The 20,437-nt window shown below is 75.4% G+C and carries 16 protein-coding genes; 11 read left to right on the forward strand and 5 right to left on the reverse strand.

Annotated features, from left to right (window positions below):
* Positions 1-21: 21 nt before the first annotated feature.
* Together H7X46_RS12845 and H7X46_RS12850 are read left to right on the forward strand one after the other, a co-directional pair.
* Positions 22-1,857, forward strand: a complete 1,836-nt coding sequence (locus tag H7X46_RS12845) for a CheR family methyltransferase (RefSeq protein WP_186359628.1) — start codon at positions 22-24, stop codon at positions 1,855-1,857.
* Positions 1,854-2,312, forward strand: coding sequence for a hypothetical protein (locus H7X46_RS12850; protein WP_186359629.1), 459 nt, complete (start codon positions 1,854-1,856; stop codon positions 2,310-2,312). The genes H7X46_RS12845 and H7X46_RS12850 overlap by 4 nt, the downstream gene beginning before the upstream one ends.
* 7 nt (positions 2,313-2,319) lie before the next feature.
* Here the strand turns inward: H7X46_RS12850 and H7X46_RS12855 are convergent, their stop codons facing one another.
* Complete coding sequence (locus H7X46_RS12855; protein ID WP_186359630.1) at positions 2,320-3,381, reverse strand: hypothetical protein; 1,062 nt, start codon at positions 3,379-3,381, stop codon at positions 2,320-2,322.
* Between the two features lie 153 nt (positions 3,382-3,534).
* Between H7X46_RS12855 and H7X46_RS12860 the strand changes: the two genes are divergently transcribed.
* The 6 genes from H7X46_RS12860 (at position 3,535) to H7X46_RS12885 (ending at position 8,633) form a co-directional block, all read left to right on the forward strand.
* On the forward strand, positions 3,535-4,116 hold the full coding sequence (locus H7X46_RS12860; RefSeq protein WP_186359631.1) for a hypothetical protein: 582 nt from the start codon (positions 3,535-3,537) through the stop codon (positions 4,114-4,116).
* Positions 4,113-4,838: a metallophosphoesterase gene (locus H7X46_RS12865; protein ID WP_186359632.1), complete on the forward strand. Its 726-nt coding sequence runs from the start codon at positions 4,113-4,115 to the stop codon at positions 4,836-4,838. The genes H7X46_RS12860 and H7X46_RS12865 overlap by 4 nt, the downstream gene beginning before the upstream one ends.
* Positions 4,839-4,921: 83 nt before the next feature.
* Positions 4,922-5,974 carry an ABC transporter substrate-binding protein gene (locus H7X46_RS12870; RefSeq protein WP_370588740.1) on the forward strand — a complete coding sequence of 351 codons (1,053 nt, stop codon included), beginning with the start codon at positions 4,922-4,924 and terminating at the stop codon, positions 5,972-5,974.
* The gene (locus H7X46_RS12875; RefSeq protein WP_186359633.1) at positions 5,971-7,008 is read left to right on the forward strand and encodes an iron chelate uptake ABC transporter family permease subunit; all 1,038 of its coding nucleotides are present in this window, start codon (positions 5,971-5,973) and stop codon (positions 7,006-7,008) included. The genes H7X46_RS12870 and H7X46_RS12875 overlap by 4 nt, the downstream gene beginning before the upstream one ends.
* Positions 7,005-7,769 (forward strand): ABC transporter ATP-binding protein, encoded by a 765-nt coding sequence (locus tag H7X46_RS12880; protein WP_186359634.1) that lies wholly within the window; start codon positions 7,005-7,007, stop codon positions 7,767-7,769. Before H7X46_RS12875 ends, H7X46_RS12880 begins: the two co-directional genes overlap by 4 nt.
* A 285-nt stretch (positions 7,770-8,054) precedes the next feature.
* Complete coding sequence (locus H7X46_RS12885; RefSeq protein WP_186359635.1) at positions 8,055-8,633, forward strand: NAD(P)-binding domain-containing protein; 579 nt, start codon at positions 8,055-8,057, stop codon at positions 8,631-8,633.
* A 258-nt stretch (positions 8,634-8,891) separates the two neighbouring features.
* On the opposite strand, the gene H7X46_RS12890 is transcribed toward H7X46_RS12885, so the two are convergent.
* Positions 8,892-11,105, reverse strand: a complete 2,214-nt coding sequence (locus H7X46_RS12890; protein ID WP_186359636.1) for an HNH endonuclease signature motif containing protein — start codon at positions 11,103-11,105, stop codon at positions 8,892-8,894.
* Between the two features lie 362 nt (positions 11,106-11,467).
* Positions 11,468-11,977 (reverse strand): hypothetical protein, encoded by a 510-nt coding sequence (locus H7X46_RS12895; protein WP_186359637.1) that lies wholly within the window; start codon positions 11,975-11,977, stop codon positions 11,468-11,470.
* 217 nt (positions 11,978-12,194) lie between these two features.
* On the opposite strand from H7X46_RS12895, the gene H7X46_RS12900 reads away from it, so the two are divergent.
* Together H7X46_RS12900 and H7X46_RS12905 are read left to right on the forward strand one after the other, a co-directional pair.
* Complete coding sequence (locus H7X46_RS12900; RefSeq protein WP_186359638.1) at positions 12,195-12,941, forward strand: DUF742 domain-containing protein; 747 nt, start codon at positions 12,195-12,197, stop codon at positions 12,939-12,941.
* Between the two features lie 21 nt (positions 12,942-12,962).
* Complete coding sequence (locus H7X46_RS12905) at positions 12,963-13,748, forward strand: LLM class F420-dependent oxidoreductase (protein ID WP_186359639.1); 786 nt, start codon at positions 12,963-12,965, stop codon at positions 13,746-13,748.
* Positions 13,749-13,758: 10 nt separating this feature from the next.
* Here H7X46_RS12905 and H7X46_RS12910 read toward each other — a convergent pair whose 3' ends face one another.
* Both H7X46_RS12910 and H7X46_RS12915 read right to left on the reverse strand, forming a co-directional pair.
* Complete coding sequence (locus H7X46_RS12910) at positions 13,759-15,891, reverse strand: bifunctional diguanylate cyclase/phosphodiesterase (RefSeq protein ID WP_186359640.1); 2,133 nt, start codon at positions 15,889-15,891, stop codon at positions 13,759-13,761.
* 117 nt (positions 15,892-16,008) lie between these two features.
* Positions 16,009-18,540 (reverse strand): RNA helicase, encoded by a 2,532-nt coding sequence (locus H7X46_RS12915; protein WP_186359641.1) that lies wholly within the window; start codon positions 18,538-18,540, stop codon positions 16,009-16,011.
* A gap of 71 nt (positions 18,541-18,611) precedes the next feature.
* Here H7X46_RS12915 and H7X46_RS30385 point away from each other — a divergent pair, with 71 nt between their 5' ends.
* Positions 18,612-20,432 carry a histidine kinase gene (locus H7X46_RS30385; protein ID WP_186359642.1) on the forward strand — a complete coding sequence of 607 codons (1,821 nt, stop codon included), beginning with the start codon at positions 18,612-18,614 and terminating at the stop codon, positions 20,430-20,432.
* Positions 20,433-20,437 lie beyond the last annotated feature (5 nt).

The following is a 20,437-nucleotide window of genomic DNA, read 5'->3' on the forward strand; positions in this document are numbered from 1 at the left end:
CGAGACGAGCGAGGACGACGCATGACGACCGGTGCCGGCGGCCCCGACATCGAGGAGCTGCTGGAGTTCATCAGGGACACCCGCGGGTTCGACTTCACCGGCTACAAGCGCTCGAGCGTGCAGCGGCGGGTCGAGCGGCGGATGCGCCAGGTCGGGATCGACCAGGTCGGCGACTACCTCGACCTGCTGCAGGCCGACCCCGGCGAGTTCACCCAGCTGTTCAACACGATCCTGATCAACGTCACGCGCTTCCTCCGCGACCCCGACGCGTGGAAGGAACTCCGGGAGGAGGTGCTGCCGGCGCCGCTGGCCCGCAAGCCCCGCGGCGAGAGCGTCCGGGTGTGGTCGGCCGGCTGCGCCAGCGGGGAGGAGGCCTACGGCCTGGCCATGCTCCTGGCCGAGGCGCTGGGGGTCGAGGAGTTCCGGCGCCGGGTCAAGGTCTACGCCACCGACGTCGACGAGGACGCGCTGGCCATCGCGCGCCAGGCCACCTACACCGAGGACGACCTCGAGGAGGTCCCGGCGGAGTGGCGCGAACGGTACTTCGTGCGGTCCGGGGAGCGGTGGACGTTCCGCCCCGACCTGCGCCGCAGCGTGATCTTCGGCCGCAACGACCTCGTGCAGGACGCGCCGATCGGCCGCCTCGACATGCTGGTGTGCCGCAACACGCTCATGTACCTCAACGCCGGGACGCAGGCGCAGGTGCTGCGCCGGTTCGGCTTCGCGCTCGCCCCGACCGGTGTGCTCTTCCTGGGCAGGGCCGAGATCCTCCTGAACCATGCCGAGCTGTTCGTGCCGCTCGACGCGCACCGCCGGTTCTTCCGCAAGGCCGACCGGCCGCCCACCGGGACCGTGACCGGGTCGTCCGCGCGCGCCGCGGCGGCGACGGTCCCCGCACCCGTCGACGAGGTCCTGCTCGCCAGCCCGCTGGCCACCGTCGTCCTGGCGGGCGACGACACGGTCCTGCTCGGCAACCGGTCCGCGGAGAGCCGGCTCGGGGTGGGCCCGCGGGATGTCGGGCGCCCGTTCGGCGAGCTCGAACCGGGCCGGCGCATCCTCGGGCTCCGCACCTCGCTCGAGGACGTCCGCCGGACCCGGGCCGCGCTGTGGCAGCACGAGGCCGAGTACGCCCGCACGGCCGGCGAGACGGCGTACTACGACATCCATCTCGTCCCGCTCGACCCGGACGGCCGGACGGTGGCGATCTTCTTCACCGACGTCACCCGCCACCACCGGATGGCCGGCGAGCTCCAGGACGCCCACCAGCAGGTGGAGAACGCCTACGAGGAGCTGCAGTCCACGGTGGAGGAGCTGGAGACGACCAACGAGGAGCTGCAGTCGACCGTGGAGGAGCTGGAGACGACCAACGAGGAGCTGCAGTCGACGGTCGAGGAGCTGGAGACGACCAACGAGGAGCTGCAGTCGGCCAACGACGAGCTCCGGTCGGCCAACGACGAGCTGCGGGACCGCACCGACGAGCTCGACCGGGCCGGCGACGTCCTCGAGTCGGTGCTGGGCGGGCTTCGCACGGCCGTCGTCGTGGTCGACACCGCGCTCATGGTGCGGGCCTGGAACGACCGGGCCACCGACCTGTGGGGCCTCCGCCAGGACGAGGCGGTCGGGCAGCACCTGCTCAACCTCGACCTCAATGTGTCCACCGAGCGGCTGCGGCCGATCGTCCGGACGGCACTGGCCGGGGACCGCCCGGGCGAGCCGATCCGCCTCGAGGCGATCAACCGGCGCGGCCGGCCGGTGCAGCTGGTGGTCTCGGCCTCCCCGCTCGTCCCACGCGGGGGAGACCCGACCGGGGTGATCGTGCTGATGGACGAGGTGGGACCGCCGGGGGTGGCGCCGTGACCGGCCCGCGGGACCCGGCCGACCGCCGCGCCCGCGACGACTCCGCCGGCCGGCGCGCCTCCCGTGCGGACGAGCGTGAGGCGGCGGCCGACCGCCGCGATGCCCGCGCGGACGAGCGTGACGCGGCGGCCGACCGTCGCGAGGACGAGGCGGACCGCCGGGACGCCCGTGCCGACGCCCGGGAGGCGGCCGCCGACGTCCGTGAGCAGCGCCAGGACGAGCGCGAGGAACGGCTGTCCGCGCTCGCGCGAAAGCTGGGCATGACGCCCGCCGACCTCGTCGACGCGTCCGACGAGGCGATCCGGCGGATGCAGGACGCCGTCGACCGGTCCCAGAGCCGGGTCGACCGGTCCCGGGCGTCCCTCGAGCGGTCCCGGGCCCGTGTGGAGCGGGAGCAGCGGGAGATCGACCGGGAGTCCGCGGGCGGGGAGCGCGACGCCCCCGGCTCCCGGTGAGCGGCGGTCACCGCCCGGCTCCCCGGGAGTCCGGCTCCGGGTCCCCGGCGCGCATCCGTTCGGCGGTGCGGTGCCCGTAGGCGGCGTGCCGGACCGCGTCGGCGTCCTCCAGCCCGGAGCCGATCGCCCCGGCCACCGTGCCGACCACGGTCGCCATCGCGGCGGCAGCGAGATAGTCGGCCGGACCCACGACGTGCCCGAGGAGCGCGCCCAGGTACGCCGGGGTCACGATCAGCGACAGTGCGGCGAGCGCGAGCAGGAACAGGATCGCGGTGTAGGCGGTGACGCCGAGCACCGCGGTGATCACCGTGGCCGTGTTCCGCAGGCCGGTGCTGGGACGGTCCTGGCGCTGCAGGTCGCCGCGCCGCTCCCACAACCGGTGCGCGACGATCAGCCACCCGGTGTGCGCGACGGTCGCGGCGCACACGGTCGCAACGAGCCGCCAGGGCGGCATCGAGTCCGCGAGCGTCCAGATGCTCGGGTAGAGCACCCCGAACGCGCTGCCGGCGAGCCCGCCCGCCAGCGACCGGGCCAGCCCGGTCGTGAACGCCAGTGGGCGGTTGGCCTTGACCATCCCGGTGACCAGCCGGAGCAGACCGCCGACCGGCACCGGGGGCACGCCCGTCCCCTGGTAGCCGGGGGAGAGCATCCGGCCGGTCATGGTGAGGACGAGGTCGGTGATCACCTTGCGGGCCCGCCGGTGCATGCCGAGCGCCCCGAGCGCGGGCAGCGACACGACGGCGACCCGGTCGTTGCCGACGTCGGCGAGCACGGTGCGGCCCTGGCGGCGGACCGGGACGTCGGTGAGGCAGACCGCGACGTCCCACCCGGTGTCCCGGACCCGTTCCCGGGCCTTGTCGTGCAGCGTGCTGTCCGCGCTGCCGAGCGACTCGAACGGGTCCTGGCCGGTGACGACGGTCCACTCCACCGGGTGGCCGGCGACCTCGCCGTGCAGGGTCCGCTGCAGCTGCGGGGCGATGCTCAGGGCGACCTCCGTGGGCAGGTCCGGGTCGGCGAGCAAGCCGACCACGAACCGCTCGCGGTCGTCGCCGGTGGGGTCGTCGGGCACGTACGGACGCCTCCCCGGCGGCTCCGCAGCGGAAACGTCCGGCTCCGAGGGGGAGCGCCGGGCGTGATCGACGTCATCACCGGGTAACCGGGCCGTGCAGGGACGAGGAGAGGGGCGAGCGATGACGGCAGTCGCCGTGCTCGGGAGAGCCGCGTGAGCGCGGGCGACGACCGCCTCCTGCGCGAGGCGCTCAAGCGCGTGGCGACCACGCTCAAGGGGGCGCAGGTGCCGTTCGCGCTGACCGGCGGGTACGCGTCCTGGGCACGCGGCGGGCCGGAGCCGGTGCACGACGCCGACTTCGTCCTCGTCGCCGACGACGTCCCGCAGGCGCTCGACGCGCTGGAGGCGGCCGGGCTGCGGACGGTGCACCCGCCCGAGGACTGGCTGGAGAAGGTGTACGACGGCGACGCCCTGGTCGACCTGATCTTCACGTCCACCGACCGGCCGGTCACCCGGGAACGCCTGGCCCGGGCCGAGGAGCTGCGCGTCGACTCGGTGGTGATGCCCGTCGAGTGCGCCACGGACATCGTCGCGTCGAAGGCACTCGCGCTCGGCGAGCACCGGTGCGACCTCGGGCCGCTCCTGCTGCACGCCCGCGCCCTGCGCGAGCAGATCGACTGGACGCGGTTGCGCCGGGAGTGCCGCACCTGGCCGTTCGCGCGGGCGTTCCTCGGGCTCTGCGACGAGCTGGGTATCAGCACGACCCGGCCCTATCCCACGGAGGTGAGCGCATGATCCGCGTGGCCGCGGTGGCCGACATCCATCTCGGAGAGGGCATGCAGGGGGCCTGGGCCGACGACGTGGCCGGGCTCGACGACGCCGACCTGCTGCTCCTCGCCGGGGACCTCACCCGGCACGGCACCGCGGCCGAGGCCCGCGTGGTCGCCGGCGAGTTCGCCGGCAGCCCGGTGCCCGTGGTGGCCGTGCTCGGGAACCACGACCTGCACGGCGACGACGCCACCGGCGTCACCGCCGAGCTGACCGCGGCCGGGATCACGGTCCTGGAGGGCACCGGCGCCGTGTTCGACGTGAGCGGCACCCGGGTGGGGGTCGCCGGGACGACCGGCTTCGGCGGGGGCTTCCCGCCCGCGACGGCGTCCGGGTTCGGCGAGCCCGAGATGAAGGCCTTCGACGCCCGCAACCGCAGCCTCGCGGACGGGCTGTGCCGCGCCCTGACCGAGCTGGACTGCGACGTCGCCGTCGCCCTCACCCACTACGCCCCGGTGCCGGACACCCTGGCCGGCGAGCCCCCGGAGATCCACGCCTTCCTGGGCAGCCACCGGCTGGGCCGCGCGATCGACGACTGCGACCGCCAGGACGTGCCGGTGGCCCTCGCCGTGCACGGCCACGCACACGCCGGCGCTCCGGACGGGCGCACCCCCGGCGGCGTTCCGGTGCACAACGTCGCCCGGCCGCTGGTCGAGGGGGCCTTCCGCACGTTCGTCCTGGGCCGGTGAACCGCGACCGGGGACACAGGTGAGCCCAGGTTCAACTCAGGTTAGCCTGAGCGCAACATCGCGTGCTCCCCGGAAGGACCCCCGTGAACCTCCGCTCTCCTGGCCTGCTCGCCCGCGTGGCGGCCGCGGCCCTCGCCGCCACGATGCTGGCCGGGTGCGGCGCCTCCGAGCCCGTCCCGGCGGCCGCGCCCGCCGGCGGCGGTGAAGGCCGGACGTCGTACCCGCTCACCGTCGACAACTGCGGTCGCAGCCAGGTGATCGAGAAGCCGCCGGCCCGGGTGGTCTCCCTCGACCAGGGCTCGACCGAGATCCTGCTCTCGCTCGGCCTCGCCGACCGGATGGTCGGCACCGCGTCGTGGACCGACCCGGTGCGGGAGAACCTGGCCCAGGCGAACTCGCGGGTGCCGCGGCTGGCCGACAACGCGCCGTCGCACGAGGCGGTACTCGGCACCGATCCGGACTTCGTGACCGCGTCGTTCGGGCGGCACTTCAAGGACGAGGGCGGCGTCGCCTCCCGCGACCGGTTCGCCGAGGCCGGCATCGAGACCTACCTGTCGCCCACCGACTGCGAGGACGGCCGCAGCATCAACGGCGGCGGGAAGCGGACCCGGCCCCTCACGATGGACGCGCTGTACCAGGAGATCACCGAGCTGGCCGCCGTCTTCGACGTCCCGTCGCGGGGCGCGGCCCTGGTCCAGGAGCTGAGGTCGCGCACCGACGCGGCCACCGCCCGGGCCGCGGGCTCCGGGCAGACGCTGGCGTTCTGGTTCGCCGACACCAAGAGCCCCTACGTCGCCGGTGGCTTCGGTTCGGCCGACCTGCTCGCCCGCAGCGTGGGGGCGCGCAACGCGTTCGCCGACGTCGCCGACGACTGGCCGGCCACGACCTGGGAGGCGGTGGTCGACCGCAACCCCTCGGTGCTGGTGCTCGGTGACCTCGCCCGGAACCGGTTCCCCGGGGACCGGCTCGGTGACAAGGAGGCGTTCCTGACCGCCGACCCGGTCACCGCGTCCCTGCCCGCGGTCCGGGAGCGCCGGTTCGTCTCGCTGCACGGCGCGGAGATGAACCCGTCGATCCGGATCGTCGACGGCCTCGAGAAGCTCGCCGACGGTCTGTCCACCCTCCCTCGGCGGTGAGCACCGCCGTCCTCCGCCCGCGCCGCGGCATCGTCACCGGGACGGTCGTCGCGGGCGGCGCGCTCCTGCTCCTGTCGGTGGCGGTCGCGATCACCCTCGGCACGGCCGACATCTCGCTGGTGAACGTCCGCGACATCGTGGGCAACCACCTGGGGCTGGCGTCGGTGCCGGTGCGGACGGCCGAGGACGCCATCGTGTGGGAGGACCGGCTCCCGCGGTCGCTGGTCGCCGCGGCCTGCGGGGCGGGCCTGGCCATGTGCGGGGTGATCCTGCAGTCGCTGCTGCGCAACCCGCTCGCCGACCCGTTCCTGCTCGGTGTCTCGTCCGGGGCCTCCACCGGTGCGGTGATCATCGGTGTGCTCGGGGTCGGTGGGGGAGCGCTCGGCCTGTCCGGCGGCGCGTTCGTCGGCGCCGTGGTCGCCTTCGGGCTGGTGCTGCTCCTGGCGCGCCTGTCCGGCGGCAGCAACGACCGCGTGGTCCTCGCGGGGATCGCGATGACCCAGCTGTTCTCGGCGCTGACCTCGTTCGTGATCTTCGCGTTCGCCGACTCCGACGAGACGCGGGGCGTGATGTTCTGGCTCCTCGGATCCCTGGAGGGGGTCCGGTGGGACGACGTGCGGCTGACCGTCGCCGTCGCCGCCGCCGGGCTGGTGGTGTGCTGGGCACTCGCCCACGTGCTCGACGCCTTCACCTTCGGTGACGAGGTCGCCGCGTCGCTCGGGATGCCGGTCGCCGCGGTGCGGGGCGGGCTGCTGACCCTGACCGCGCTCGTGACCGCGGCACTCGTGAGCGTGGCGGGCGCCATCGGGTTCGTCGGGCTGGTCCTCCCGCACGCCGCGCGGTTCCTGGTCGGCCCGGGCCACGGCCGGCTCGTCCCGGTCAGCGCGCTGCTCGGCGCGGTGTTCATGGTGTGGGTGGACGCGTTCACCCGGGTCGTGTTCGAGCCGACCCCGCTGCCGATCGGGGTCGCGACCGCCCTGGTCGGGGTCCCCGTCTTCGTGCTGATCATGTTCCGGCGGAGGGTGAACGCATGACGCTGCATGCCGAGGCGGTGACCTGGGACCGCGGCGGGGCCGTCGTGGTCGACGGGGTGAGCGTCCGCCCGGAGCCCGGCCAGACCGTCGGGCTGCTGGGCCCCAACGGTTCCGGCAAGTCCTCCCTGCTGCGGCTGCTGGCCGGGCTGGCCCGGCCGACGGCGGGCACCGTGCGCCTCGACGGGGACGACCTGCGCACCCTGCGCCGGCGCCACGTCGCCCGCGCCGTCGCCGTCGTCGGCCAGCACGCCGACACCGACGTCGACGTCACCGTGCGGGACGTCGTCGCGCTCGGCCGCATCCCGCACCGCGGCGCGTTCGGCCCCGATCCCGAGGCCGACACCGCCGCGGTCGAGCTGGCGCTGGAGCAGACCGGGCTGACCGGGCTGGCCGACCGGCTCTGGCGCCGGCTCTCCGGTGGGGAACGCCAGCGCGCGCAGATCGCCCGTGCCCTCGCCCAGCAGCCGCGCGAGCTGCTCCTGGACGAGCCGACCAACCACCTCGACATCCGGCACCAGCTGGAGGTGCTGTCGCTGGTGGCCCGGCTGCCGGTGACGTCGGTCGTCGCGCTGCACGACCTCAACCTCGCTGCGCAGTTCTGCGACCACCTGATGGTGCTCCGCGCCGGGCGGGTCGTCGCCGCGGGGGTCGCGCGGGAGGTCCTCACCCCCGAGCTGATCGCCGACGTCTACGAGGTGCGGGCCCGGGTGAGCGAGGACGCCGGGGGACGGTTGGTCGTCCAGTTCGACGCGGCGTCCTGAAGGGACTCGTGGGGGCGTCGCGGGGCGGGAGACGTGGCGGGGCCCGGACGCCGGCGCCGGCCGGGTACCGGCGGCTGGTCACCGAGCCCCGGGCGCACCCTCGGCCCGCCTACGCGCACGGTCCGGACCATCCCGGGGCGGTATCGCGCTGATCACCTGCCGCGCCGCTCCGGTGCGCCGGCCTGATCGGGTGCGGCGGTCACGTCGACGGGTTCGGCGGCCGCATTGACCGGGCGGCGGCCGGCCGCCGCCCGGCGCGTCCGGCGCTGCGGCATCATCGTCGGCATGCCGCCCGAGCCACCGTCGTTGCCCTGCCGCCCGGTGATCGGGATCCTGCATCCGGGCGTGATGGGTGCGGCGCTCGGGTCCGCGCTCAAGGCCCGCGCGGGTGCCGTGATCTGGGCCGATGCCGGCCGCACGCACGCCACGGCGAAGCGCGCCGAGCTGGCCGACCTGGTCGCCGTCCCGACCGTCGCCGACCTCGCCGCGCGCTCCGACGTGATCGTGTCGATCTGCGCGCCGCACGCCGCGCGGGAGGTGGCGGCCCAGGTCGTTCCGGGGCTCGCGGGCCGGGCGGACCGCCCCCTGTACGTGGAGGCGAACTCCGTCGGCCCGGACACGGTGCGGGCGATCGCGGCGCTGCTCGGTGACCGGGCCACGGTGTGCGACGCCTTGGTGGCCGGCCCACCGGCATGGGAACGCGGGACGACCGTGCTGTGGCTGGCCGGGCCGGGTGCCGACGCGGTGGCCGCGCTGTTCGCGGGCAGCCCGTTCGACACCCGCGTGCTCGGCACCGGCCCGGCCGACATCGGTGCCGCCAGTGCGCGGCCGGCGGACACCGCGCTGCCGGGTACGGGCCGCTGACCGTCCTCCCCCATGTCGGCAGGCGCCACGACGGGGTGGTTCGTGGGCTGGGCGCTCGCGGGTGAGGCGCGGTCGTCGGGCCGCCGGCCGACCTGCTCGCCGGGAACCGCGGGGCAACAGCAGCGTCTCGAGCCTCCGGCACCGACCCCGTCCCACGGATGGGCTCAGCTCCGCCGCGGACGGACCGAAGAGGTCTCGGCGCGCATGCGCCTGCGCGGTGCACAGCTCGCCGGTCACCTGTCGGATGTGCGGGAGGGATCAGAACGGTGGCGGCTCGTCGTCCGGCTTCGGTTTCGGTTTCGGTGGCGGTGGCAGGGGCGGGTTGGTCGCCGGGCGTTGCAGTAGCGGTGTGTCGTGCTTCCGCAGGTCCCGGTCGGTCTCGGCGGCGCTCTGTTCGCCCGGCTCCTCGCGCGGCTGCGCGTCAGGGTCGGGGTCGGGGAGGTCGGGGCGGACGGGTTCGCCGCGGGTGCGGTAGGTGCGCCCCAACGGGCTGGTCCAGCAGAACCGGCCGGGTTGGGGTTGGGTCAGGGTCCAGCCGCGGTCCTTGTCGGTGTGGTGGCGGCCGCAGCAGGGCCCGATGTTGGCCGGCACGGTGGGTCCGCCGTGGTCGTGGTCGGTGGTGTGGTCGAGTTCGGAGCGTCGTGCTGGGCGGGTGCAGCCGGGGCCGATGCAGGTGCGGTCCCGGACCTGGATGTGGGTGGCCAGTGGTCCGCGGGCGAACCGGGCGGTGGGGTCGGCGTCGAGCCGGGCGTGCCGGGTGTCGCGGTCGGCCCAGGCGCGGGCGATCTCGGCCAGCAGTGGGTGCCAGTCGGCCAGCTGGGGGTCGGCGGCGTAGCGGTCGAGCTCGTCGAGGCTGATGTGGAGCTCGACCACTCCGCCGCGCACCGGCGGCGCACCGGGCGGGGCGCCGGGCGGGTTCGGTGAGTTGGAGCGGTTCGGCGTGCCCGGCGCACCCGGCGCACCCGGCGTGTCCGGTGTGTCCGGTGTGTCCGGAGTCCTCGGTGTCTGCGGCGCGCCCGGTGGTTTCGGGCCGTTCGGGGCACGGGTGCGGGGGCGGCGGCGCAGCGGCCCGGCCAGCAGCAGGTAGCCGTCCGGGTCGGTGATCGCGAAGATCCAGCGGGCGCCGCGGCGTTGGGCGGTGGCGGCGGTGCGGGCGGTGTGGGCGGTGATCGGGCCCAGGCCGGGGATGTCGCCGGGGCGGTCGTCGCGGCCGGCCAGGGTGCCGAGTCCGACGCGGAGTTCGACGCCTTCGCGGGTGGCGACCCGGTCATGCGCCCACCGGTCCGGGGCCGGCTGCTCGGCCGCACGCCGATCGCCGGCCGGGCCGGTCGACGGCCCGCCGGCAGGGCGCGAGCCGGTCCCGGCCCGAGGGCCGGTTCCGGTGCCGGTCTTGGTGGCGGGGTCGGTGCTGGTGGCGGGGTCGGTGCTGGTGGCGGGGCCGGGTCCGGTGTCACGTTCGGTGGGGTCACCGTCAGCAGAGTCGCCGGGACCGGAGTCGGAGCGGGCGGTCGAGTGGACGTCCGCTTCGGAGTTGCCGTCGGAGTCGACGTCCGCCTCGGTGCCGGACGCGGTGTCAGCGGCCTCGAAGCCGGACGCGCCCGCGCCGACCTCGCCGTCGTCGGTGTCGCCGGTGTCGGACTCGCCGGTGTCGGTGTCGCCGGTGCTGGTGCCGGTGGTGGTGTCGGTGGGCTGGTCTTCCGGGCGTGGGCAGGTCAGGAGCCGGTCGATGATCTCGGTTTCGGTCAGGCCGTGGAAGGCGCCGTCGAGCATCCCCAGATACAGATCCGCGCTGATCTGGGCCAGGGTGCCGGGGTGTCCGGCCCGCCGGCAGGCCGCGGCCAGCCGGTCCAGGCGGGCGGCCGCGGCGGCGGCCTCGTCGGCGGGCAACCCGGTGCCGGTCAGGGTGGCGGTGCCGGTGTGCGGGTCCAGGTAGAGCGCCAGGCCGCGGGCCTGCACGGCGCGCTGGTAGCGGCGCCGCCGCAGGGCCGGGTTCAGGTGCAGCAGGGCCCGGTAGAGCCGGTCGCGCAGCTGGGCGGTGGTCCACCCCGGCGCCTGCGGCAGGAACCGGTCGCACAGCTTCCGGGCCTGCTCGGCGGTGAGGTCCCCGGTGCCGGGGTCGAGGTAGTCGACCAGCACCCGGGCCTTGGCCAGGTCGATCCGACCCTCCTCGAGCGCGGTGAACACCCACGGCAGCCGCTGGCACAGGGTGGTGGCGAACCCGAGCTCGCGTTCGGCGCGGGCCCGGGTCCAGGTCAGCCCGGCCGCGATCTCCCCGGCCGCCCACTCGAACTGGTCCTCCGACCGCACAACGGCCTCGGCCCGGGCGGCGGTGTTCTCGGGCAGGTCGGCCAGCGCGGCCGCGTGGCTGATCTCCACCAGCCCGGCGTAGAACCCGGCGTGCTCGTGGGCGAGCTGGCGGTCGCGGGCCTGCAGCACCTCGACCAGCCGGTCGTTGGGCAGCTTCTCCCCCACGCCAGCTCGGCCAGGACGGCAGCCAGCTCCGGGCCGGGCGGCAATCCTGCTGCCCGGTCGATCAGCTCCACCACCTCGGCCATGAATCGAACGTACGTGCGACCCCCGACAGAACCGGGCCGCCGGCGGCCATGCTCCGCAAGTTCACTCGGATGGCGCAGCGGTGTGCAGGGCACAGTCTCGCCTCGAGACGAGGCCGCTCGCCCGGCACCGTCAGCTCGATGCCGACCAGCCGGTCGGGCGCTCCTCGACGCGAGGAGGCCGCGGCAGGGGTGACCACAGCGTGCTCCTGGAAGGCCCGCTCGTCGACCATCGACAGCCGGCCGCCGGCGCGTGGGTGAAGGCCGAACCGGCCGCGTACGTCAGGGCCGGTCGTCGTCGCGGGCGGGGGACCGGAGCCGGGCGGTGACGGCTCTGGCCGCCCCCGCCGCGTCCCCGACCGTCACGACGAACTGCCGCCCATCGGCCAGGCCGAGCTCCAGGCACTCGCCGCCACGGGTCGCGCGGAACCCGTCGACGGCGGAGGTCCGGAGCACGCCGTACCCGCTCAGCGCCAGCCGCTGCGGGTCCAGCTCGCCGGCCCGGGCCGCGGTGATCTCCGAGATCGGGACGGCGGCGAGCGTGCGGCGGAGCAGGGCCTGCTCGACCCGGACACCGTCGTCGTCGACGACGACCCGGGACCGGGACTGGGCCAGCAACCAGGCGGCGGAGACCGCCAGCACGGCGGCGACGACCGGGGAGGGCCCCGCTCCGGCGATCCCCAGCGCACCGACGGCGGCCGCGGCCAGCGCGGCGGCCGCGCCGGCGCCCAGCAGCCGGCGCGACACGACGATCCGGGACCAGGCAGGCAGGGGCCCGGTGGGTGCGGCCACGGCGGCGTCCTCCTCGTGCGGTGCGTGCCCGGCCGACTGTACGCAGCGGCGCGATCCGCAGGACCTGCCGTGCGCGGGTGGGCCGTCACATGGATGTGACGTGGCGGACATCGTCCGGTAGCGGGTCGGGGCCACGCTGTGCGTCGCCCCGGTCGCGGATCGTGACCGGGGGCCAACCGCACGGCCGCGGCACCTCGCGGGCGAGATCGGAGGGTGGATGGCACGGTCGGAGATCGGGCGGACGGGTGCCCGGTTCGGTGCGCCGGCGACCCGGGACGCGCCTGCCGCGGAGGACGCAGCGTCCGGCCCCGCGTCGGCCGGGCCACCTCCGGAGCACGCGTTGCCGGGCCGATCGGCACCTGGCGACGCCGCGTCGGGTGGGTCGGCACCGGAGGACGACCTCGTCGGCGTCACCGGCGCGCGGTTCGGCGGCCACTCGGCGAGGCGGACACGGAAGTCACGCAAGCAGCGGGCCGCCGAGAGCTCGCAGCGGACGGCCGAGAACACGGTGCGGCCCGCCGAGCAGCGGCCCGCCCGCGACGAGCCGCAGGACGTCCCGGCACCCGACGCCCGCGACGACGCCGGCGACACCGACACCGCCCCGCTCCCCGTGACCGTCGACGACCCGGCACCGCAGGCCACGATCACCCCGGTCCGGCCGTACGTCCTCACCGGCGGCCGCACCCGGGCCCGGCGGGAGCTGCGGCTGGAGACCCTGTCGGTCCGGCCGACCCCGGCACCGGCCCCGGCCGGCACCGCCGAGAAGGCGGCCGTGCTGGACCTGTGCTCCCGGACCCGCTCGGTGTCCGAGGTCGCCGCGCTGGCCGCGGTGCCGCTCGGCGTCGCCCGGGTGCTGATCGACGACCTGGCGGCCGAGGGCCGCCTCACCGTGCACGGCGACGCGGACGACGCGCCGAGCCTGGAGCTGCTGGACCGGGTGCTGTCCGGGCTGCGGCGCCTGTAGCCCCGTACCAGGATGGGAGCCATGAGCGATCCCCGTCCCGTCCGCATCGGGCTGCAGCTGCAGCCCCAGCACGCCGACTACGCCGAGATCCGGCGCACCGTCGCCGCCGCCGAGGACGTCGGCGTCGACGTGGTGTTCAACTGGGACCACTTCTTCCCGCTGTACGGCGAACCCGACGGCAAGCACTTCGAGTGCTGGACGATGCTCGGTGCCTGGGCCGAGGCGACGTCCCGGGTGGAGATCGGCGCCCTGGTGACCTGCAACAGCTACCGCAACCCCGACCTGCTCGCGGACATGGCGCGCACCGTCGACCACATCTCCGGCGGGCGCCTGATCCTCGGCATCGGCGCCGGCTGGTTCCGGCGCGACTACGACGAGTACGGCTACGAGTTCGGCACCGCGGGCGACCGGCTGCGCGACCTCGCCGCGGCGCTGCCCCGCATCCGGGACCGCTGGGCGAAGCTCAACCCGGCGCCGACCCGGGACATCCCGCTGCTGGTCGGCGGCGGGGGCGAGCGGAAGACGCTGCGCTACACCGCGGAGCACGCCACGATCTGGCACGGCTTCGGTGACCCGGAGACCGTGGCGCACAAGTGTTCCGTGCTCGACGGCCACTGCCGCGACATCGGCCGCGACCCCGGTGAGATCGAGCGGTCGGTCGGCGTCGAGGGCCCGCCGGAGGACCGCGGCCCCGGGCTGTACGACGCCGGTGTCCGGCTGTTCACGGTCGGCCAGGACGGTCAGGGCGGCTACGACCTCGGCCGGCTGAAGGACTGGATCGCCTGGCGCGACGAGCGCAACGCCTGACCCGCGTCGGTCAGAGGTCCCGCAGGAACGGGTCCCGGACGAGGTCGGGGATCCGTTCCGCGACGACGGCCGGGGCGTAGTACCAGCCCTGGGCGTGGGCGCAGCCGTACTCGCGCAGCCGCCGGGCCTGCTCGGCGGTCTCCACGGCCTCCGCGGTCACCTCCAGGTCGAGCGCGGAGGCCAGCGAGATCAGGGTGCGGAGGATGACGTCGTCGCGCTCGGCCGAGCCCGCCACGAAGTGCCCGGCGAGCTTCAGCACGTGCGCGGGCAGGTGCCGCAGGTAGGCCAGGTTCGAGTAGCCGGTGCCGAAGTCGTCGATCGCGATCCGCACGCCCATCCGGTCCAGCTCGCGCAGCGTCGCCAGCGGGCGCCCCGAGCCGTCCATGAGGTCGGACTCGGTGAGCTCGATCTGGAGCAGCTCGGGGGGCCACTCGTAGCGTTCCAGGGTCGCGGCGACGTCGGCGACCAGGTCGGACTCGCCGATCTGGCGGGCCGCGACGTTCACGCTCACCAGCAGCGGGTGGTCGGGCCGGGCGTCGGCCCATCGCCGCCCCTGGCGGCAGGCCTCGTCGAGCACCCGGCGCCCGAGCGGGACGACCAGGCCGGTCTCCTCGGCGAGCGGGATGAACCGGTCCGGGCCGAGCAGCTCGCCGTCCGGGCGCTGCCAGCGCACCAGGGCCTCCACGCCGACGGTCCGCTCGTCGGCGAGCCGGACCAGCGGCTGGTAGACGACCACGAAGTCGTCCCGGCGCAGCGCCTCCGGCATCTGCGAGGACAGCTCGAACCGCCGCACGTCGGAGCGGTGCCGCTCCCGGTCGTAGAACACGTAGCGGCCGCGGCCGGCGTGCTTGGCCGAGTACAGGGTGGTGTCGGCGGCCTGCATCAGCTGGTCCGGCCCGAGCTCACCGTCGTGCCGGACGACGCCGACGCTGGCCGAGATGACGATGTCCCGCCCGTCGATGCGGACCGGGCGGCGGACCGTGCCGAGCGCGCGCCCGGCGACGTCCTCCAGCTCCGCCCGGTCGGTGCTGCGCGGCACCAGGACCACGAACTCGTCGCCGCCCATGCGGGCGACCAGGTGGCCGTCGGGCTCCAGGGCGGAACGCAGCCGGTCGGCCAGCGCCTGCAGCAGCCGGTCGCCGGCCTGGTGGCCCAGCGTGTCGTTGACGACCTTGAAGCCGTCGAGGTCGAGGTAGCAGACACCGGGCCGGGAGCCGTCGGCCCCGTCCTCGGCCATCGCGGCGGCCAGCCGGTCGAAGAACAGCGACCGGTTCGGGAGCCCGGTCAGCGGATCGTGCGACGCCTGGTGCTCCAGCCGCTGCTGCAGCTCCAGCTGCTCGGTCACGTCGGAGAGCACCGCGACCAGCAGGTGCGGCGGGCCGCCGGCCTCCCGCAGCGGCGTGACGACGGCGTCGATCCAGATCTCGGCGTCGTCGGCGCGGCGCACCGGGCGGACGAACCGCAGCCGGTCCAGCGTGCCGTCCAGCAGCCGGTGCCGTTCCGCCCAGAGCTCCGGCGCGTCGTCGACCGGGATGACGTCGCCGACCCGCATCCGGCCCATCCGGGCGCGGCTGTAGCCGAGCATCGCGGCCGCGGTCTCGTTCGCCTCGAGGACCGGGTCGTCCGGGTCGACGATGACGATCCCCACCGCCGCCGAGTCGAACAGCGCCGTGAACCGGGCCTCGGCGGCCTGCCGGGTCGCGAGCGCGGCGCGGGCGGCGAGCTGCTGCGCGTGCTCGGCGAGCACCTGCCGGCGGGTCGCCTCGGTGTAGCCCCGGGCGAGCGCGCCCTGGACGGCCGCGAGCCTGCGGACCCGGGCCGCGGTGTCGGCCGCGGGCTCCAGGTACGCCCCGAGCAGCTGGAGGCTGACCTCCAGGCAGGCCGGGGCGGTCACCCGGGCGTCGTGCAGCTCGTGGCCGGCCCCGGCCGGGACCGCCGGGTCGAACCGCTCGGCGAGCGCGGCGTCCCGCAGGCGCGCCGCGAGCCGGTCGAGCAGCGGGCGGAGCTCGCCGGCGGGCACCGCGCAGCGGCTGGCCAGCGCCGCGGACCACGGCCCGGTGAGCTCGGCGACGCCGGCGAGGCCCCCGGCGGCGAGGGCCCGGCCGTGATCGGCGCATGCAGCGGCGAGGTCGGCCTGCTGCATCCACCGCCCCCGTTCGCCTCCGGTGGAGGGTGTCCCCCCGTGGTCGCGGGACACCGTAACCGATAGCGACCTCCCGCCGGACCCGACCGGGTCACGGAGCGGATACGACCAGGTCGTTCAGGAACCGTCCGTCACCGACGTCACCCAGACGACGGGCTCGCCGGCCTCGTCGGAGGCCGCCAGGTCGACCTCGGCGGTGATCGCCCAGTCCCGGTCGCCCGCCGGGTCGTCGAGCACCTGGCGGACCAGCCAGCGGTCCGGTTCCTCGGTGAGGTCGAACAGCTCGGGGCCGCGGGCGTCCGGGCCGAACCCGATCCGGTCGTGGAGCGCGTAGTAGGGCTCGAGGGCCTCCCGCCAGCGGTCGGCGGTCCAGCCGGCGTCGGCGTCGAGCTCCCCGAGCTGGTCGTAGCGGCCCAGCGCGGCCAGCTCGACCCGCCGGAACAGCGCGTTGCGGACCATGACCCGGAACGCGCGCGGGTTCCCGGTGACCCCGGCCGGGGAGACCGCGACCTCGGCACCGGGCGGGGTGACCGCACCGTCGACGGCGTCGGCCCCGGCGGCCAGCTTCTCCCACTCGTCCAGCAGCGACGAGTCGGTCTGGCGGACGAGCTCGCCCAGCCACTCGATGAGGTCGCTCAGCTCCTCGGTGCGGGCGTGCTCGGGGACCGTCTGGCGCAGCGCGCGGTAGGCGTCGGCGAGGTAGCGCAGCACCAGGCCCTCGGAGCGGGCCAGCTGGTAGTGCGAGACGTACTCGGTGAACGTCATCGACCGCTCGCTCATGTCCCGCACGACCGACTTCGGCGACAGGGCGGCGTCGGCGACCCAGGGTGCGCCGCGGCGGTAGGTCTCCAGCGCGGCGTGCAGCATCTCGTCGAGCGGCTTCGGGTACGTGACGTCCTCGAGCCGGGCCATCCGCTCCTCGTACTCGAGACCCTCGGCCTTCATCGCGGCGACCGCCTCGCCGCGCGCCTTGTTCTGCTGCGCGGCCAGCACCTGCCGCGGGTCGTCGAGGGTTGCCTCGACGACCGACAGCACGTCGAGCGCGTAGTCGGGGGACTCCTTGTCGAGCAGCTCGATCGCGGCGAGGGCGAACGGCGACAGCGGCTGGTTCAGTGCGAAGTCCAGCTGCAGCTCGTCGACGATGCGCACCCGCGGGCGCGCGGCACCCTCGACGGTGTACTCCTCGACGACGCCCGCGGTGCGCAGCGCCCGGTAGATCGCGATCGCCCGCAGCATGTGCTTCAGCTGGCGCCTGCGCGGCTCGTGGTTGTCGGTGAGCAGGTGCTCCATCGCCGCGTACGTGTCGCCGCCCCGGGCGATCACGTTGAGCAGCATCGCGTGCGTGACCTCGAAGTGGCTGGTCAACGGCTCGGGGCGGGCCTGCTGCAGCTTGTCGAACGACGTCTGCGACCAGCCGACGAACCCCTCCGGCGGCTGCTTGCGCTGCACCTTCCGCCGCTTCTTCGGGTCGTCCCCGGCCTTGGCGAGCGCCTTGGCGTTCTCGACCTCGTGCTCGGGGGCCTGGGCGACGACCGTGCCGACCGTGTCGTAGCCGGCCCGGCCGGCCCGGCCGGCGATCTGGTGGAACTCGCGGGCCTTGAGCGGGCGGACCCGGGTGCCGTCGTACTTGGACAGCGCGGTGAACAGCACCGTCCGGATCGGCACGTTGATGCCGACGCCGAGCGTGTCCGTCCCGCAGATGACCTTGAGCAGCCCGGCCTGGGCGAGGGTCTCCACCAGCCGCCGGTAGCGCGGCAGCATGCCGGCGTGGTGCACGCCGATGCCGTGGCGCACCAGCCGGGACAGCGTGCGGCCGAACCCGGAGCTGAACCGGAACGCCCCGATGGTGTCCGCGATCGCCGCCTTGTCGGACTTCGAGGTGACGTTGACGCTCATCAGCGCCTGCGCCCGCTCGACGGCGGCCTGCTGGGTGAAGTGGACGACGTAGACCGGCGCCTCCCGGGTCGCCAGCAGCTCGCCGATCGTCTCGTGCAGCGGCTCGACGACGTAGCGGAACAGCAGCGGCACCGGCCGCTCCACCGAGGTGATCTCGGCGGTCTCCCGCCCGGTGCGGCGGGTGAGGTCGTCGCGGAAGAAGCTCGTGTCGCCCAGCGTGGCGCTCATCAGCAGGAACTGGGCCTGCGGCAGCTCGATCAGCGGCACCTGCCAGGCCCAGCCGCGGGCCGGGTCGGCGTAGAAGTGGAACTCGTCCATGATCACCGCGCCGACGTCCGCACCGGAGCCGGTGCGCAGGGCGATGTTCGCGAGGATCTCCGCGGTGCAGCAGATGATCGGCGCCTTCTCGTTGACCGCAGCGTCTCCGGTGAGCATGCCGACCTTGTCCGCACCGAAGATCTCGCACAGCGCGAAGAACTTCTCGCTGACCAGCGCCTTGATCGGCGCGGTGTAGAAGCTGCGCTCCCCGCGGGCCAGCGCCGCCGCGTGCGCGCCCGTCGCGACCAGGGACTTCCCGGAGCCGGTCGGCGTCGAGAGGATCACGTTCGCGCCGGTGACCAGCTCCAGCAGCGCCTCCTCCTGCGCCGGGTAGAGCGACAGGCCGCGCTCGTCGAACGCCCAGTCGGCGAAGGTGTCCACCAGGTCGGCGGGGTCGAAGTCGGACGTGCGGGGCAGCCGGTCGGTCAACGTCATGATGGCGCCATTGTGCCGTGCGGCCCGAGCAGGGCCCGGACCCCTTTCCGGGCCCGGCTACGGTGTCACCCGTGGGGGGCGCTGCGTCGGACGGCCGGGGTGGGCGGGGTGAGTCGCTGCCCGACCTCGTCCCGCCGATGCTGCCCGCCGCCGGTGAGCTGTCCGACGCGACCGACCGGGCCCGGTGGGCCGTCGAGTTCGGCTGGGAGGGCCACCGCTGCGTCGCCTACGTGCGGCCCGGGAAGGTGCGGCTGCTGTCCTCGACCGCCCGCAGCGTGACCGGGTCGTTCCCCGAGCTGGCGGTGCTGGCCGACCGGTCCCCGGTCGGCGGGATGGTGCTCGACGGCACGGTCGTCGCGCTGGACGAGGCGGGCCGCCCGTCCCGGACCCCGCTGCTGCGGCGCACCGCGACCGTCGCGCCGGACGACTCGCTGCGCGCCGACGTCCCGATCGGTTACGTCGTCACCGACCTGCTGTGGTGCGACGGCCGCCGCGTGCTGGAGCTGCCCTACCGGCGGCGCCGGGCCGAGCTGGAGGCCCTCGACCTGGCCGGGCCCAAGGTGCTGGTGCCGCCGTCGTTCGACCTGGACGAGGCCGAGCTCGTGGTCCGCACCGCCGAGCAGTACGGGCTGGACGGGCTGCACCTCAAGCGCCTCGACGTGCCCTACCAGCCCGGGCGGCGCACCCGGCACTGGCTGCGGGTGCCGCTGCGGCGGCGCCGGCAGGTGCTGGTCGCCGGCTGGGTCCCGGCCGGCGGCAGCGGATCCGCGCCGGACGGCCGCCCGCGGATCGCGGCGGTCCTGCTGGCCCTGCCCGGCCCGGACGGCCCGCAGTACGTCGGCCGGGTCGGGATCGGCGCCGCGGACGCCGACGCGCGCACCGTGCTGCAGGCGACGACCTCGGACGTGCCGCCGCGGGACGTGCCCGACGGGGTGGCCGAGCACGCGCGGTGGCTGGAACCGGGCCTGGTGGCCGCCGTCGAGCACCGGGGCCGGACGGCCGCCGGCCGGCTGGCACTGCCGTCCTGGCGGGGTCTGGTGCCGGCCGGGGAGCAGGACGAGGACCTGTTCGCCGAGAGCGCGGCGACCGCGGCCGTGGACACCGGAGCGACCGCGGGGACCGCAGCGACCGCGGGAGCGGCGACGACCGGGACGTCCGCGACGACTGCGACGACCGGGACGTCCGCGGAGACCGGGACGTCCGCGGAGACCGGGACGTCCGCGGAGACCGGGACGTCCGCGGAGACCGGGGCGACCGCCGAGACCGGAGAGTTCACGGGGACCGGCGAGTTCGCGGGAACCGCGGCCTCGGCGACCGCGGCGAGCCCGGCCACCGACACCGCGCCGGCCCCGCCGCAGGAACGGCCCGGCCCCTGGCACGGCCCGCTGTCCCGGCGGCTGGAGCAGCACTTCGTCTACAACACGCTGAACACGATCGCCTCCCTGGTCCGCACCGACCCGCCGCGGGCCCGGGAGCTGCTGCTCGGGTTCGCCGACCTGTCCCGGGCCGCCGACCGCGCCGAGGAACCGGCGATCCGGCTCGACGAGGAGCTGGCCGCCGTCCGGGCGTACCTGCAGATCGAGCGCACCCGGTTCGGGGCCCGGCTGCACGCCGAGGTCGACGACCCGCGGGCGGCCGGCCTGGACCCGGCCGTGACCGTCCCGCCGCTGGCCGTGCTGGCCGCCGTACGGCGCGGGGTGCAGGAGGAGATCGAGCCCGCGACCGCCGGGGGAGCGGTGCACGTGCGTCTCGTCACCGCCACCGGCGGGGAGCCCGGCCCGGGGACCTGCCGCGTCGAGATCCGGACGGCGCAGCGGGACGAGGCCCGCCCGGATGCCGCTGATGGCCCGTTCGTCCTGCTCAGCCTGCCGTTGGACGCGCCGGCCGGGTAGCCGCC

This window comes from Pseudonocardia sp. C8 (assembly GCF_014267175.1).
In the GTDB taxonomy this organism is placed as follows: Bacteria; Actinomycetota; Actinomycetes; order Mycobacteriales; family Pseudonocardiaceae; genus Pseudonocardia.